Origin of the sequence: Arthrobacter sp. D5-1 (assembly GCF_017357425.1) — a bacterium.
Classification (GTDB): domain Bacteria; phylum Actinomycetota; class Actinomycetes; order Actinomycetales; family Micrococcaceae; genus Arthrobacter.
The window spans coordinates 898,153-912,576 of record NZ_CP014571.1 but is presented as its reverse complement, the minus strand read 5'-3'; the positions used below and the strand labels follow the sequence as shown (position 1 = coordinate 912,576).

15 protein-coding genes and 1 pseudogene are annotated in these 14,424 nt (G+C 63.4%); 7 read left to right on the top strand and 9 right to left on the bottom strand.

All coding sequences use genetic code 11. The features are described from left to right. Positions 1–29: 29 nt before the first annotated feature. On the top strand, positions 30–467 hold the full coding sequence (locus tag AYX22_RS04340) for an STAS domain-containing protein (protein ID WP_207596267.1): 438 nt from the start codon (positions 30–32) through the stop codon (positions 465–467). Then, positions 458–1,690: a glycosyl hydrolase gene (locus AYX22_RS04335; protein WP_207596266.1), complete on the top strand. Its 1,233-nt coding sequence runs from the start codon at positions 458–460 to the stop codon at positions 1,688–1,690. The genes AYX22_RS04340 and AYX22_RS04335 overlap by 10 nt, the downstream gene beginning before the upstream one ends. A 24-nt stretch (positions 1,691–1,714) precedes the next feature. Here AYX22_RS04335 and AYX22_RS04330 read toward each other — a convergent pair whose 3' ends face one another. Then, the gene (locus AYX22_RS04330) at positions 1,715–2,371 is read right to left on the bottom strand and encodes a hypothetical protein (RefSeq protein WP_207597469.1); all 657 of its coding nucleotides are present in this window, start codon (positions 2,369–2,371) and stop codon (positions 1,715–1,717) included. A gap of 61 nt (positions 2,372–2,432) precedes the next feature. On the opposite strand from AYX22_RS04330, the gene AYX22_RS04325 reads away from it, so the two are divergent. Further along, positions 2,433–3,896, top strand: coding sequence for a PLP-dependent aminotransferase family protein (locus AYX22_RS04325; RefSeq protein ID WP_207596265.1), 1,464 nt, complete (start codon positions 2,433–2,435; stop codon positions 3,894–3,896). On the opposite strand, the gene AYX22_RS04320 is transcribed toward AYX22_RS04325, so the two are convergent. Beyond that, positions 3,893–4,387, bottom strand: coding sequence for a DUF4188 domain-containing protein (locus AYX22_RS04320; RefSeq protein ID WP_207596264.1), 495 nt, complete (start codon positions 4,385–4,387; stop codon positions 3,893–3,895). The two genes, AYX22_RS04325 and AYX22_RS04320, sit on opposite strands and share 4 nt — an antisense overlap. Positions 4,388–4,466: 79 nt before the next feature. On the opposite strand from AYX22_RS04320, the gene AYX22_RS04315 reads away from it, so the two are divergent. Next, on the top strand, positions 4,467–5,042 hold the full coding sequence (locus AYX22_RS04315) for a TetR-like C-terminal domain-containing protein (RefSeq protein WP_207596263.1): 576 nt from the start codon (positions 4,467–4,469) through the stop codon (positions 5,040–5,042). 10 nt (positions 5,043–5,052) lie between these two features. On the opposite strand, the gene AYX22_RS04310 is transcribed toward AYX22_RS04315, so the two are convergent. Beyond that, entirely contained in the window at positions 5,053–5,745 is a 693-nt protein-coding gene (locus AYX22_RS04310) for an SRPBCC domain-containing protein (protein WP_207596262.1), read from the bottom strand. Continuing rightward, the gene (locus tag AYX22_RS04305; protein ID WP_207596261.1) at positions 5,738–6,382 is read right to left on the bottom strand and encodes a helix-turn-helix domain-containing protein; all 645 of its coding nucleotides are present in this window, start codon (positions 6,380–6,382) and stop codon (positions 5,738–5,740) included. The genes AYX22_RS04310 and AYX22_RS04305 overlap by 8 nt, the downstream gene beginning before the upstream one ends. 148 nt (positions 6,383–6,530) lie before the next feature. Between AYX22_RS04305 and AYX22_RS04300 the strand changes: the two genes are divergently transcribed. Next, a complete protein-coding gene (locus tag AYX22_RS04300; RefSeq protein ID WP_207597468.1) occupies positions 6,531–7,460 on the top strand; it encodes a pseudouridine synthase in 930 nt (309 codons plus the stop codon). Positions 7,461–7,512: 52 nt separating this feature from the next. Here the strand turns inward: AYX22_RS04300 and AYX22_RS04295 are convergent, their stop codons facing one another. Then, positions 7,513–8,007 (bottom strand): Lrp/AsnC family transcriptional regulator, encoded by a 495-nt coding sequence (locus tag AYX22_RS04295; protein ID WP_242703523.1) that lies wholly within the window; start codon positions 8,005–8,007, stop codon positions 7,513–7,515. A gap of 101 nt (positions 8,008–8,108) precedes the next feature. On the opposite strand from AYX22_RS04295, the pseudogene AYX22_RS04290 reads away from it, so the two are divergent. Further along, positions 8,109–9,335: pseudogene (locus tag AYX22_RS04290) on the top strand (amino acid permease); the annotation flags it as partial. A 134-nt stretch (positions 9,336–9,469) separates the two neighbouring features. Here AYX22_RS04290 and AYX22_RS04285 read toward each other — a convergent pair. Further along, positions 9,470–10,027: an O-acetyl-ADP-ribose deacetylase gene (locus AYX22_RS04285; RefSeq protein WP_207596260.1), complete on the bottom strand. Its 558-nt coding sequence runs from the start codon at positions 10,025–10,027 to the stop codon at positions 9,470–9,472. A 54-nt stretch (positions 10,028–10,081) separates the two neighbouring features. On the opposite strand from AYX22_RS04285, the gene AYX22_RS04280 reads away from it, so the two are divergent. Next, on the top strand, positions 10,082–10,726 hold the full coding sequence (locus tag AYX22_RS04280) for a DedA family protein (protein WP_207596259.1): 645 nt from the start codon (positions 10,082–10,084) through the stop codon (positions 10,724–10,726). 32 nt (positions 10,727–10,758) lie between these two features. On the opposite strand, the gene AYX22_RS04275 is transcribed toward AYX22_RS04280, so the two are convergent. The 3 genes from AYX22_RS04275 to AYX22_RS04265 all read right to left on the bottom strand — a co-directional run bounded on the left by AYX22_RS04275 (position 10,759) and on the right by AYX22_RS04265 (position 14,363). Further along, positions 10,759–11,064 carry a hypothetical protein gene (locus tag AYX22_RS04275; RefSeq protein ID WP_089593699.1) on the bottom strand — a complete coding sequence of 102 codons (306 nt, stop codon included), beginning with the start codon at positions 11,062–11,064 and terminating at the stop codon, positions 10,759–10,761. 202 nt (positions 11,065–11,266) lie between these two features. After that, positions 11,267–14,065: a phosphoenolpyruvate carboxylase gene (ppc, locus tag AYX22_RS04270; protein WP_207596258.1), complete on the bottom strand. Its 2,799-nt coding sequence runs from the start codon at positions 14,063–14,065 to the stop codon at positions 11,267–11,269. A 118-nt stretch (positions 14,066–14,183) separates the two neighbouring features. Then, complete coding sequence (locus tag AYX22_RS04265; RefSeq protein ID WP_207596257.1) at positions 14,184–14,363, bottom strand: hypothetical protein; 180 nt, start codon at positions 14,361–14,363, stop codon at positions 14,184–14,186. Positions 14,364–14,424: the final 61 nt, after the last annotated feature.

Genomic DNA, 14,424 nt, shown 5'->3' with positions numbered 1-14,424 from the left:
GCCGTTCCAACCCCAGCCAGGAGCGCCCCATGTCCGTTCTTTCCCATGCCCCGAATTCCATCCCCACCTTGTTGACATCAATCGATCTGACCATCGCGGGCCCTTTGGACGCTTTGAGCGTCCTGGATGTTCGCCACCTCTCCGCAGAAGCCGCGGCCGACGGCCCCATAGTGGTCCTGCTGAACGTTGCCGACGTGACAGCTGTCGGCGCGTCCGGCGTCGTTGGCCTGCTTGAAGTACTGCACGTGCTCCGCGCCCGCGGCGGCGATCTACGTCTTTTCGGCACATCCTCCGCCCTCGACCAAACACTGCTCCAAGCCCATCTGGGGCAGGTAGCCCGTATCTACGCCACCCGCCAGGAAGCGCTCGATGGCGGTACGAACCTGGTGGGGGCACGTCACCTCGCGCCGCAGTCACGCTGGCGTGGGCTCTTCGCGCGTCCGCGCCGCACCCTGGGATGGGGATGACGGTGGCCCCGGCACCTCCCACCTTTAGCGGCCACCCGAATCGCAAGCGCCGGCGGGCCAGCCTGCTCATCCCTTTGGTGGTGACGGCCCTCGCCGCCACTGGACTGGGTTTCGCGTCCAAGGAGGTGGTGCCTGTGGTGCAGGCGCTCTCCCTCTGCAGGGCCGTGGATGCTTCCACCATCGTGCCCAAGGACGGGGTGTTGCTGGGCGTCAACCTGGACTGGAACTCTGAAACCCTTGCAGAACACCAGGCCAATCTCGGGCATGATCCGGCGGTGGTGGTCCAGTTTTCGGACATCCCATACGACGACGAAACGTGGTCCCACACCACCAACGCCGTCACCCAGGTCCGTCCCACAGGCGGCGTCCTCCTCCTGACGCTGGAACCACACGGTGGCTTGGCGACCATGAGCGACGAAGTAATCGCCACGTTGGCCACCGACTTACGGGCCATCAACGATCAGGGAACGCCCGTCGTAGTGCGCTTTGCGCATGAGATGAACGGTTCCTGGTATTCCTGGGGCCAGCAGCCGCTGCGCTACGTGGAGGTTTTCCGAAAGGTGGCAGCAGCCGTGCATACCCAGGCGCCGGGTACGTCCATGATGTGGGCACCGAACTACGGCGGTGGCTACCCGTTTACGGGAGGCCAGTTCGCCGCCAGACCGGGCACCCCGGACTTCGCCGCCCTGGACACGGACCACGACGGTACGCTCACCATGAACGATGACACGTACGCCCCCTACTATCCCGGGGACGACGCAGTGGATTGGGTGGGCGTGTCGCTGTATCACTGGGGCAACCAACGGCCCTGGGGCAACAACGACATCTCCGAACCGGGCAAATTCCTGGCCATGCTTACCGGCACCTACAACGGAACCGCAGGCGATGACAGTGCCGTCCCGGACTTCTACCAGGTCTACGGAGTGGACCATCAGAAGCCGGTAGGGATACCGGAGACGGCTGCGATCTTCACGCCGGCGCGCGGTGGAGCGTCAGAGCTGGACGTCAAACGGGCCTGGTGGCGCCAGGTCTTCTCCCCCGAAACCCACCAACAGTTTCCGCAATTGAAAATGATCAACTGGTTCGAGTGGAAGAAGTACGAAATCGAAATTAACGACGACGTCGATTGGCGGAGCGCTGGAACACCCGCCATCCGCGATGCCCTGACGCAGGACCTGCCGGACTGGTTGCGGTACGGCGAGGATCTGGGTGTGTGCCGCTAAGGTCCGCCGGTCAAGCGGCGGGGCTTAGGCGGCTGGCGCTGTCGGCACGGCTTCTGCGGGTTCCGTTGCCGCGCTCGAAGCCGTGCCGTCCGTTGCCTTGGCCCGTTCCGGAACCATAAATTTGGGCAGCAGCACTTGCACGATCGGGCCAATCGCCAAGGCATAGACCACGGTTCCCACACCTACTGAGCCTCCCAGCAGGAAACCCACGGCAAGGACCACCACTTCGATGCCGGTGCGCACCAGCCTGACGGACCATCCGGTGCGGCGAACCAGGCCTGTCATGAGGCCATCGCGGGCACCGGGACCGAGCCGGGCACCGATGTAGCAGGCGGAAGCAATACCGTTGAGGATCACGGCTCCGGCAAGCATGGCGATCTGGCCTCCAAGGTGGGAGAACCCGGGGATCAGCCACAGTCCAAGGTCGGCAAAAAGTCCCACGAGCACCGCGTTGGCGATGGTTCCGATCCCCGGCATTTGCCGCAGCGGAATCCAGAGGAGCAGGACAAGGAAGCTGACCGCGATGACCACAACGCCAATGCTGAAACCGGTCTTCTGGGACACGCCTTGGTGGAACACGTCCCAGGGGTCCAAGCCAAGGCCGGCCCGGATGAACATGGCCAAGGAGATGCCATACATCGCGAGGCCGATCAGGAGTTGTGTGATTCTTCGGGTCATCATGATGTCAATCATCCAAGAGAACTGGCCTTGTATTCCATAGCCAGTTTGGAATACTGGTCTTATGTCCGGCTCACTGAATCCCATTGCACTCGTCCGCCTGCTGGGCTCTTGGAACTCCGGCGCCCTGCCTGCCTACCGCGAGTTGGCCGACGTCGTGCGGTTGCTGGTGATGGACGGGCGCATCCCACTGGACGTCGCGCTGCCCAGCGAACGGGCACTCGCCCAGACGCTTAGCCTCAGTCGCACCACCGTCACCGCCGCTTATGCGAGCCTGCGCGAGCAGGGTTTCCTCACTGCCGGGCAGGGCAGCCGTGGCAGGACCTGCATCCCGCACCGCACGGTGCCCGTCAGCGCGCCCGGGCTTGCCGTTCCGGAGGGGCTGCTGGACCTCGCCTATGCATCGCTGCCCGCCGCCGGAGAAGTGGTGCATCGGGCATTCGCGGAGGCACTGACCGAGCTGCCGGCACTCTTGCCGGGCTTTGGGTACGACTCCGTCGGCGTACCCGCCCTGCGTGAAGCCATCGCGGAAAAATATACCGCCGAGGGCGTGCCCACCACAGCCGGCCAGATCCTGGTCACCTCCGGCGCCCAGCATGCCCTCAACATCGTGCTGCGGACGCTCGCCGGTAAACAGGACCGGGTCCTGGTGGAACACCCCACCTATCCCAACGCGCTGGACGCCATCCGCTCCGCCGGCTGCAAACCGCTGCCGGTGGCGTTACCCGTCATAGAGTCGAGTACATCTCCTGCCTGGGACATCGACGCGATGGTGTCCACGATGAACCAGCAGCGGCCCGCCATGGCCTACCTCGTGCCGGACTTCCACAATCCAACAGGACGCATCATGTCGGATCTGCAGCGGCGGCGGTTGGTGCGCGCTGCAACTGCGTCCGGGACGGTGCTGGTGGTGGATGAGACGTTGCGGGGTTTGAACCTCGACGGCGTCCGTACGGCTCCGATGTCGTCCTTCAGCCCCTCGGTGGTTTCCATTGGGTCGCTGAGCAAATCGCATTGGGCAGGCCTCAGGACCGGATGGATCCGGGCCGATGAAGCGATGATCACCCGTTTTGTTGCGACGAGGACCGTCATGGATTTGGGGGGTCCTGTGGTGGAACAGTTGGCGGCTGCGCGCCTGATCAGGTCCTTCTCGGAGCCATTGGACGCCCGGCTGGAGGAACTCCGGCGCAACCGGGAATCGCTGTTGGACTTGCTGGCCGAGCACTTGCCATCGTGGGAGGTGGAGCGACCACAGGGCGGACTCACCGTCTGGTGCCGGCTTCCCTCGCCGTGCAGCACGGCGCTGACGGTGCTCGCACCTGACTTCGGGCTCCGCTTGGCCGCCGGTCCGCGCTTTGGAGTGGGCGGAGCGTTCGAGCACTACCTGCGTGTGCCCTACACCTTGCCGCCCGCGCAGTTGGAGTCTGCCGTCGGTGCGCTCCGCACCGCCCAGGACAAGCTCGACGCCGCCCCCCACCTGCGCCGTACCCTCAAGGCCGGGCGACCCGCCGTCGTCGCGGTTGCCTAAGCCGCAGTACTCCGGGTCCCGCCCATGCGCTGCTTCGCCGTGTTGCTGCCGGGTCCCACTGGGACATGCGAGGTTGCCTTGGCTAATCCGAACAGTGGCATCCCGTTGTAAACCACTTCAATGCCCGACGCCGGAACCTGGTACGTTTCGTGCCACACACCGACGTCGCCGCTGCCCGCAATTTCCTTCATGAATTTCCGCCACGGACCCAGATGCGGCGAATCCTTGTCGGCAGCAAATGCGCGAAGATGCCCGGGGCTTTCCCAGTAGCTGAGCAGCATGGTGGTCCGCCCGAACCACTGCTCACTGCCGAGCAGTCCAGCCTCGGGGTTTTCTGCGAGGTGCCGCATCATGGCGGGCATGGCCGAGGCAACCTTCGCCACACGGCCCATCTTCCACCACCGGTTGGCGCGCATCCCGATGAGGAAAACGGTCACGGTGTCGCGCTCGATGTCCGCCGTGAAGCGGCCGGGGAAAATCTCCTGTGCCATGTGAAGCCTTCCTGGATGCGGTCCTGGTTGCCAGTTTCATAACGCTGTTATGAAACAATGTTATGAAAGACTTGAGGGCATGGCAAGACCCGTCGTTCATGATCAGCACGTCCAGCAGCGTCTCCTGGCGGTCACTGCAGACCTTGTGGACCGCGAAGGTCCTGCCCGCGTCACCCTTCGGGACGTCGCAGCGGCGGCAGAGACCTCCACCACGGCCATCTACTCGCTGTTCGGCGGAAAGGCGCAGCTGCTGACGGCCGCCGTCGACGACGGTTTTCGGTCCTTCGGCCAGTCCCAAAAGGAGGCCGCCAAGGGCGGACTGCTGGAGCTTGGGCGCGCCTACCGAGTGTGGGCCTTGGAACATCCGGCGTTGTACCGACTCATGTTCGGTGGCGCGTTGGCCGGCTACGTTGACTGCAGCCCGACGCCGGACGTCGCCTCGGATTCAATGCTCCCCTTGGTGGAGGCGGTGGTGGCTGCCCAGTCAGCCGGCAGGCTCCGAAGCGACGATCCCACCATGGTGGCGATGGCCATTTGGGGTCAGGTCCACGGGCTGGTCAGCCTCGAGCTGGCTCAAATGAATGACCCCGCAACGGACTGGGCTGGAATCTACGAGGCGGCCCTGGAATCCGTGGCACGTGCCTGGGCCGCCTAGCCGGTTTCACCTACGCGTAGACCTTCTCCAGGAATGCGCCCCACGCCTTGGCCGTGAGCTCCGAGTCGCCGGAACCGCCGAACTCGTGCACGGTCATGCCCACCGGAGCGCCGAAGGCATTACGGCCGAAGAAGCGGTAGAGGGTGTCGTCGGTCCGCAGTCCCAGGAAGTTCTCGTTGGAGAAGTCCACCTCGCCACTGAGCCGCCCCACGCCGTCGACGTCCAGGTCGAATCGCGAGCCGGCGGCAACATCCGCCACACCCAAGGCCTTCTTCAGCTGCACAAATCCGTCGGGGGTCTGTGAAGCAGCAGGCGCCTGAATGTCCGTGAACACTACGGGCTTGCCATCGAAGTACTGCAGGTACTGGCCCAACGTGTGGAGGTAGAACTCCGTATGCTTGCTGGCGCCGTCGTACTGCTCGTCCCAGTTATCGGCGAAGATGCCGCTGTGGACGTAATGCAGCTTGGCACGGCCACCGTCGAGCGGCTCCAGGACGTGCTCCAACTGGTTGAACCAGCCGTCCGGGCCATCCATCCGGGACACCAAGTGCGTGGGAAACTCCTCGGTGGTCTTCACGTCGGGCCACTGATCCGTGGGGAACATCCAAGCGGCCGTGTCCGCCGTGACAGCATTCCATACCCGCTCGGGGGTGCCGGGCAGTTCAGTATCCGCCACGATGTCGAATCTCCGGTTGTCAGTCATTGCCTTGGTCCTTTTCTGCTATTGGATCTGCTGGGGGCTCGTGTTGCGTCTTCAGTGCGGGGTGAAGCACGACGACGAGCCGGTGCTTGCGTGCCCCGCCCGCCTCCGCGGCAGCACCGCCGTCGTGGTACTTATCCACCAGTTGGGTCACCGCCACGCCGAGCTCTTCGGCGAACGCTGCGCGTTCCGCCGCAGAGCGGAAGGTGATCTCGCCGTCGATCGCGAAACTGGCCAGCTTCTTCTTCGCCACGGCGGCACCGGAGATGAGCTTGCCCATTTCCTGCACGGTGCGCGAGGCAAGGGAGAGAAGCCAAAACGCGGAGAAGCGGTCCGCAAAACGTCGAGGGTCCGGCGCCACAGATGCCAAGGCGACGGGCGAGATCAGGTAGGAGGCCGCCGTCGCACGCACCACACGTTCGGTGACATTGCCCTTTCGACGCTCCTCCACCAGTTCCACCAATCCGTGCCGTTCAAGCGCTTTCAGGTGGTAGTTCACCTTCTGCCGCGGCAGGCCGACCTTGAGCGCCAGCTGCGTGGCGGACGCGGGCTCGGCGAGCTCGCGGAGGATGCGGGTGCGGATCGGGTCCAGCGACGCTTCCGCCGCGGCCGGGTCCTCGATCACTTCGATGTCCAACATGCTTCAAGTATGCTTACCGACAACTTTTATTGTCAAGAACTTTTTTCTCGTCGGTTGTGGGCTGGTTGTGAGGTCCGCTCTGCACGCTTCAGCGCGGCCAAAGTACGCAGAGCGGGCCCCACAACGCAGCCGGTAGAATTGTCCGGTGATGCAATCCCCCCTCCCCGTGCGCGACGGCGTGAATGCGACCCGCCTCCGCCTCCCGGACGAGGGGCCGTGGACCACCGCCATGGACTACATGATGCATCGTTGGGGACACATCGACCCCCAAGGCATCGAGGACCGTTTCGATGCCGGCGAAATCGTAGGCGAGGGCGGCGTGCCGCTGGACCGGAACACCAAACTGGAGGACCACACCTTCATTTGGTACTACCGGACCTTGCCGCCGGAGACACGGCTGCCGGTGGATATCAACATCCTGCATCAGGACGAACACATCCTGGTGGTGGATAAGCCACACTTCCTCCCCACCACTCCCGGCGGGACCTACATCCAGGAATCCGCTCTGGTCCGGCTCCGGAACCTCCTGAACCTCCCGGACCTCATCCCCATGCACCGCCTGGACCGCATGACCGCCGGCCTCCTCCTGCTGTCCACCAACACGGACACCCGGGGAAAGTACCAGGTGCTCTTCGAGAAGCGCCAGGTCCAGAAGGAATACGAGTGCGTCTCTGCCGCGACGCCCGCCGCAGGCTATCCCGCCGTCGAGTTCCCCACGGTGGTCCGCAACCGCATGACCAAGTCCCGCAGCTATCTGCTCGCCGAAGTCATCGACGGCGAACCAAACGCCGAAACGCGGATCGAACAAACAGCAACGTTCGACGCCGGCACTCACCAACGCGCGCTGTACCGCTTGGAACCCCACACCGGAAAAACGCACCAACTTCGCGTCCACATGGCGTCGTTGGGCCTGGGCATCGTCAACGATGCCTTCTACCCGGACCTGCTGGACAAGGCCCCGGACGATTACAGCAAGCCGCTCCAGCTCCTGGCCCGCGGCATCCGGTTCGTTGACCCCATCACCAAACAACCCGTGGAATACCGGAGCCAGCTGGAGCTCAGCGAAGCCCAGGCTTGAGCACCTGGCGCGGGTCTTTCCGGCACTTGTTCCGCGCGGCCCGGCGGCTGCGTCAGTCCCCCGGCGTCAGGTGGTCGAAGACCAGGTTTGTTTGAGTGTTCGCGATAGCCGGATCCGAGGCCAGATGAACCGCAATGAAGTCCCGGAGTTCCTTGGGCGTCCCGCAGGCCACATGCATGAGGAAGTCCTGGTCCCCGGCCAGCAGGAAGACGCTCTGGACGTTCGGCAGCGCCCTCAACCGTTGGCCGATGGCCAGCATCTTGTTCCTTGCCTGCGGATTCACGCGCACTGAGATCAGCGCATAGACCAGGAACCCCAGCGCTTCCAGGTCCACCGAAGCGTGGAAACCCCGGATGATCCCGGCGTCCCGCAGTGCCCGGACCCGTCCGAGGCACGTGGAGGGCGCGATGCCCGCCTTCGAGGCGAGCACGTTGTTGGGGATCCTGGCGTCGGCCATGAGTTCTTTGAGGATCAGCCGGTCGGTTTCGTCGAGCCGAACCCGGTTCGAAACGGCTCCCCATGTACGCGTTGTGGGTGAATCCGACACGAACACACCTCCAATATTCTCGTGATGCTTCGAAATCCGTTGTTCTGCCTTGAGCTGGATTCTATCTTGGAGCGATTTGCAGAATCGACGAGGAGGTCGCGATGGGCAGTTTCGACAAGATCCAGGCACGTGAAGGTGGGCTTAAACGGCAGCTCACCTCCCGCCAGATGACCATGATCGCGCTGGGCGGTGCTATCGGCACAGGACTGTTCCTGGGGAGCAAGTTTGCCATCGGCCTTGCCGGTCCAAGCGTGATCATCAGCTACGCCATAGGCGGGTTGATCGCACTGCTACTCATGGGCAGTTTGTCCGAGATGACGGTGGCACACCCCACGTCAGGCTCGTTCGGTGCCTTTGCCGAGCACTACGTGAGCCCGCTGGCCGGGTTCCTGGTCAAGTACATGTATTGGTCCTGCATTGTGCTGGCTGTGGGAACTGAAGTAACGGCCGTTGGCGAATACATGAAGCTGTGGTTCCCGGACGTTCCATCAGTGCTATGGGTCATCTTCTTCTCCGCAGTGCTGATCGGCGTGAACACCATGAACGTGAAGGTATTCGGGACCCTGGAGTATTGGTTCTCCAGCATCAAGGTCTTCGCGATCATCGCCTTCATTGTGCTTGGCGCCTACATCGTGTTCGGCGCCCGTACGGAGGGCACGGGTTTCCACAACTACACCGCCGAAGGCGGCTTCTTCCCCAATGGCCTGTCCGGCACCTGGTTCGCCGTGATCGTGTCCATCTTCAGCTACCTCAGCATCGAAATGATCGCCATCGCGGCAGGTGAAGCAAAGGACCCCGCAACAGTAGTAAAGAAGGCTTTCCGCACCACCATCGCAAGGCTGCTCCTGTTCTACATCGTCACCCTGGCGCTCATCCTTGCGATCGCACCGGTCAGCCAGATCCTTGCCGGCGGCAGCCCCTTCGTCACTGTCATGCAAAACCTGGGCATCCCTTTCGCCGACAGCCTGCTGACTTTTGTGGTGATCATTGCTGCGCTCTCGGCCATGAACAGCCAGCTCTACATCTCCACCCGCATGATCTTCAGCCTCTCCCGCAGCGGGGACGCCCCGGCCATGTTCGGAAAGCTGCGCTCCAACGGCGCCCCCGTGAATGCGCTGGTCCTGTCCACGGCCGGAATCGCCGTTGCCACGGTGGTCTACGCGATGTTCCCGGAGACAGCCTTCACCTTCATGATGGCCATTTCCATGTTCGGTGCCATGTTCACCTGGTTCATGATTTTCATCACCCACTGGTTCTTCCGCCGCAGTATGAAGCGCAGCGGAACGGAGCTCTCCTACAAGACCCGCTTCTACCCAGCGGGCACCATTCTTGGCGCCGTGCTCATGCTCTCCATCGGCATCAGTACGCTGGGCACCTCGGCCTTCAATATGACGTTGATCTTCGGCCTGCCGTCGTTGGCGCTCGTCGCGGCGCTCTATTTCGTGGTTCAGCGCCGCAAACGTCAGGAGTCCGGCCCCGGTGAGGAACCAAACACCGCCCGGAAGACCGCCGTCGTATCCTCTGAAAACAGCACGAACTCCACCACCTCAAGCAGGTTGTCCGCAGCCACGCCGCCGGAAGATGACGACGAAAACGACCTCACGGCGTCGAGCGCTACCCCGGCAACCTGACGGGCGTCCCATCCGTAAATTCCGGCGCTGATCGCGGGAAAGGCGACCGTCCTGGCGCCCAGACCGGCCGCGACTTTCAGGCTTTCGTGGAAACACGAGGCGAGCAGCGCCGGATCCGTCTGCCCCGCGTGCCGGTTGGGACCCACCGTATGCACCACCCACTGTGCGGGAAGCCGGAACCCGGGGGTCGCGACGGCACAGCCCACCGGCAGCCCGTCCGGCAACGACGTCCGCCTCACCTCGCGACACGCGGCGAGGAGTTCCGGGCCGGCGGCCCTGTGGATGGCCCCGTCCACTCCCCCTCCACCGAGCAGAGACGAGTTGGCGGCATTGACAATCGCGTCCACCGGGCGGCTGGTGATGTCCCCCTTCAAAATGTCGATTCGCATGGCGTCAGTCTCGCGCCGGAGCGGCGGATGCGGCAAGTGCGGTACCTTGTGCCCATGGACATCACCGCCCCTGAGACGTGGGGATCCGCGATTTACCTGTGGATCGTCCCCATTGTGCTGGGCGACGCCATCTTCCCGCCCATCCCCTCGGAAATGGTGGTGATCACCGGCGGTGCCCTCGCCGCCGACGGCCACGCCAACTTCTGGCTGATCTTGTTCCTCGCCGCCTTGGCATCCTGGCTCGGCGACATGGCGGTTTTTATCCTCTTCAAACGGCGCATCAGCCATGTCCTGGACCGGTGGTCGTGGGGCCGTCGGCTACACCGCGGAATCCACGAGGCCATCGCCAAAGCCGGACGCTCCTCCACTTACGGCGCCATCATCGGCGCACGCTTCATCCCCGGAGGCCGGCTTGCTACATCCTCGGCGGCGGGCATTGCCAACGTTTCCGTCCGCGGTTTCAGCCTCTGCGCCGGCCTGGGTGCGGTCCTCTGGGCGGTCTGGCAAGTGGGCCTCGGCTACTTCACCGGCTCAACCACCAAGCTGCCGTTTTGGGCCAGTTCACTCATCGGCGTGGCCGTAGGCCTGGTGATCGGCGTGATGGTGGGACTGATCGTCACGCGTCGCCGCGGCAGCAGCTCACCTGTTGACGAACCGTACAACGCCGATAAGCCCGGCGACGTACCCCAGCCCGAGTAACTTTCCCCGATTTAGACCGGTGACCTGCGTCGTTAGACCGGTGACCAGCGTCCGCGGCTGCGGCGCAATACGTAAAGGCTGCCCGTGATGGCCACGCGTTCGACGGCGTCACGCATCATGGCTGCCGACGTCCGGGCTTCGTCGTTCTCACCTGAATAATCGCGGTCGCCCACCGTGAAGCGCAGGCTGATCTGGGGTACGCCGCCCACGATATCCAGCTGGTTCGACTCCACGTGGTGGCGGGTTTCCAAGGCTTCCACGGCTGCGGCCATCACTGACTCAGGCGCATTCCCCGGTTTGAGGCCAGTGATCTTCAACTTGGTTTGGAACGACGGCATCCCACCACCCTAACGCTCTCTCACATCCCGCGCCCTTGAGCGGATCCCTCTCTCACATCCCGCGCCCTTGGGCAGATCCCTCTCTCACATCCCGCGCCCTTGGGCAGATCCCCCTCTCACATCCCGCGCCCTTGAGCGGATCCCTCTCTCACCAGGTGAGAGAGGGATCCTCGAAACACCGAGGGACGTGAGTGAGCGTTTGTTAGCCGGTGTTGCGCAGGCCCGCGGCTACACCGTTGACCGTGATGAGCATGGCCCGCTGCAGCCGTTCGTCGATCTCGGTTCCGGACACGGACTCTTCGCGCACGCGGCGGAGCAGCTCCACCTGAAGGTAGCTGATCGGATCCAGGTACTGGTCGCGGATCTCCAGCGACCGCTTGAGCGTGGGCTGGGCATCGAGGAGCTCGATCTCGCCTGTCAGCCGCTCAATTTCGGCCACGGTGAGCTCGTATTCGTCACGAATCATGTGGAACAGGCGGTGAAGTTCCTCCGGTACCAGCGAGGAAACGTAGTGACCGGCAATTTCCATGTCAGTCTTTGCCAGCGTCATCTCCACGTTGGAGATGACGGAGCGGAAGAAGTGCCAGCGGTCCATCATCTCCAGGAGCTGGTCGGTGTTGCCTGCCTCGCGGGCAGCCTTCAGGCCTGAACCCACACCGAACCAACCGGGAACGATCTGCCGGGACTGGGTCCAACCGAAGACCCATGGGATGGCCCTGAGACCTCCAAGGCCCGCGCCGGAATCCGGACGCTTGGACGGGCGTGATCCGATGTTCAGCGAACCCAACTGCTCTACCGGGGTGGAGGCAAGGAAGTAGGCCGGCAACTCGGGATCGTCGATCAGTGCGCGGTAGCGGTCGAATGCTGCGTCGGAGATGGTTTCCATGACGTTCGCGTAGCGCTCGCGCTCGTCCTCCGAAGTACGCGGAGTCCGGTGCAGGGCCGAGCCCTGCATCACCGCTGCAAGGGACAACTCAAGATTTTCGCGTGCCAGTTCGGGCAGGGAGTACTTGTCCGAAATGACCTCACCTTGCTCGGTGAACTTGATCTCACCTTCCAGGACGCCGTTGGGCTGCGCCATGATGGCGTCGTATGTTGGTCCGCCGCCGCGGCCCACGGAACCACCGCGGCCATGGAACAAACGGACTCGCACACCATGTTTGGCCGCAACATCGCGCAGTTTGCGCTGGGTCTTGTGGATTTCCCATTGGCTGGTCATCACACCGGATTCCTTGTTGGAATCGGAGTAGCCCAGCATGACCTCCTGGACATCGCCGCGGAGACGGACAAGTTCCCGGTATGACGGGTCGGACAGCAACTGGTCCACGATCTCGGCAGAAGCGCGCAGTTCTTCCACGGTTTCCAGCAGCGGGGCGAACCCGATCTTGGCGTGGGGCTTGGCCCCAAAAAGGTCAATCAGTCCGGCTTCACGGGCCAGGACCGCCGCGGCAAGGACATCATCAGCGCCCCGGGTCATCGAGATGATGTACGTCTCCACGACGTCCGGCCCATACGTGTGGAGTGCCTGCCGGATGCTCCGGAAGACGTCATACGTGCCGTCGGCAGTACCCTCCAGCTTGATGGGGTGCCCGGAGAGCGGGCGGTGGGAGGCCAGTTCTGCGCCCAGGAACGTAAAGCGCTCCTCACGGCTGAGGTCGCCGTACGGCTTCTCCGTGCCGAGTCGGTCCACAAGCTGGCCAACAGCGTCGTGGTGGTAATCGGCGTGCTCGCGGATATCCAGCGTTGCCAAATGCAGGCCGAAGGCTGCGATTGCCCGGCGAACACGGGCCAGAGCACCATCTGCCACCAGCGCGGCTGAGTGGTTCCGCAGTGAGTCCTCCAACAGCCCGAACTCTGCCAGCAGCTCGGAGGTGGTGGCGTAGTCCCGGCCAGGCTCGTGATACGTCGACGCCGAAACGCGGCGTCCAGTGTTGATGAGCTTGGCCTTGATGCATGTCAGCTTGAGCCTGTAGGGCTCTTGAGCGTTCAGTTCAAGGATGCGCTTGTCCAGCCCCGGGAGGTTCTTGAGGTCTTCGGCGATCGAATCCAGCAGTACCTGGTCGGCCCCAAAAAGTGCCGTGGAGTTGGACAAAACCGAAATGAGTTCGTCGATCAAGGCAATGCTGATGCGCACGGCGTTCTGATTCTGCAGCTGCAGGATCTCCCGGGTGACAGCGGCTGTGACGTTGGGGTTGCCGTCACGGTCACCACCGATCCACGAACCGAACCGCAGCGGAGCGGCGGCCACCGGGAGTGCGACACCGTGCTCGGCCAAAAGCTCGGACAGGTCCGTCAGCATTTCCGGCATGGCGTCGGTCAGGATGCTGTTCAAGTAGTAGATGGCGTTTCGTGCCTCATCCACGGGCGTGGGGCGGACTTGGCGCAACTCATCGGTCTGCCACATCTGATCAATGATTTCGGCAAGCTGCCGGTCCTGTCGACGACGCGCGGACGTGCCTTCCGCCGTGGGCTCGGCAAGGACATCGGAGAGTTTGCGGACCTTGTCCAGCACGGACCGGCGTGAGGCCTCCGTAGGGTGCGCCGTGAAAATGGGGCGGACATCGAGCTCGTTGATCACGTCCTGCAAGACCTGTGGACCCGCTTGGCCGGCGATCTCGGAAACCGCTTTGGCCAACCAGCCGTCCTTTTCCTGCCGGGTGCGGAGGCCTCGGACACGATGGACTTGTTCCGCCGCATTGGTGAGGTGGAAGTAGAACGCAAAGGCCCTCACCAAATCCGTCGCCTGGTCCAGCGGCAGGGAGGCGAGCAATTCGCGGACCTGGGCAACGACGTCGTGCGCGCTCCAAGGCCCGGTGGCATCAGCACCGCCGCGCGCGGCTTCCTTGGACTCCTTGGTCAGCAGGCGGACCTGCTCCACGAGGGCAAGCAATTCCGGACCGTGCTGGCGAACCAACGATTCACCCAGGAGGGTGGAAACGCGGCGCACATCGGCGCGCAATTCGGCAGCGAGATCGGTGTCTTGAGGGGCAGTGTGAACCATGGATGCATACCTTCGGGATCTGGTTTTGGCCCGTACACTGCGCTGGATACTGTGAGCCGGATTACTAGGGTTTCCTACGGGATCTTACCCGCCCCGAACTCGACCCATGGAATGCGTCTCAGATTCTGGCGTCACGTTTTTGATCAGTCCGCCCGGGCAGGACCACCTTGCCACTCATCAGCTCGTCGTGCACCAAGCCGGGCCCCGCGGAGAGCTTCTCGTGCCTGCGCTGCCGCATTTCTTCGATCGCAGCAGCCGCCTCCACTCTGGTAGGCGCACCGGTGGCAGGTTCAATCATCGAGAGGACACTACCCAGTGTGCCTGTTGCCCCCTTCGCGCGAACACCCCGTTTAACAAGT

Bases quoted from the DNA above. Each gene is read 5' to 3' on its own strand.
- AYX22_RS04325 (WP_207596265.1), top strand. From the start codon at position 2,433: ATGTCCGGCTCACTGAATCCCATTGCACTCGTCCGCCTGCTGGGCTCT.
- AYX22_RS04340 (WP_207596267.1), top strand. From the start codon at position 30: ATGTCCGTTCTTTCCCATGCCCCGAATTCCATCCCCACCTTGTTGACA.
- AYX22_RS04335 (WP_207596266.1), top strand. From the start codon at position 458: ATGGGGATGACGGTGGCCCCGGCACCTCCCACCTTTAGCGGCCACCCG.
- AYX22_RS04280 (WP_207596259.1), top strand. From the start codon at position 10,082: ATGGACATCACCGCCCCTGAGACGTGGGGATCCGCGATTTACCTGTGG.
- AYX22_RS04275 (WP_089593699.1), bottom strand. From the start codon at position 11,064: ATGCCGTCGTTCCAAACCAAGTTGAAGATCACTGGCCTCAAACCGGGG.
- AYX22_RS04265 (WP_207596257.1), bottom strand. From the start codon at position 14,363: ATGATTGAACCTGCCACCGGTGCGCCTACCAGAGTGGAGGCGGCTGCT.
- AYX22_RS04330 (WP_207597469.1), bottom strand. From the start codon at position 2,371: ATGATGACCCGAAGAATCACACAACTCCTGATCGGCCTCGCGATGTAT.
- AYX22_RS04300 (WP_207597468.1), top strand. From the start codon at position 6,531: ATGCAATCCCCCCTCCCCGTGCGCGACGGCGTGAATGCGACCCGCCTC.
- AYX22_RS04285 (WP_207596260.1), bottom strand. From the start codon at position 10,027: ATGCGAATCGACATTTTGAAGGGGGACATCACCAGCCGCCCGGTGGAC.
- AYX22_RS04315 (WP_207596263.1), top strand. From the start codon at position 4,467: ATGGCAAGACCCGTCGTTCATGATCAGCACGTCCAGCAGCGTCTCCTG.
- AYX22_RS04305 (WP_207596261.1), bottom strand. From the start codon at position 6,382: ATGTTGGACATCGAAGTGATCGAGGACCCGGCCGCGGCGGAAGCGTCG.
- ppc (WP_207596258.1), bottom strand. From the start codon at position 14,065: ATGGTTCACACTGCCCCTCAAGACACCGATCTCGCTGCCGAATTGCGC.
- AYX22_RS04310 (WP_207596262.1), bottom strand. From the start codon at position 5,745: ATGACTGACAACCGGAGATTCGACATCGTGGCGGATACTGAACTGCCC.
- AYX22_RS04320 (WP_207596264.1), bottom strand. From the start codon at position 4,387: ATGGCACAGGAGATTTTCCCCGGCCGCTTCACGGCGGACATCGAGCGC.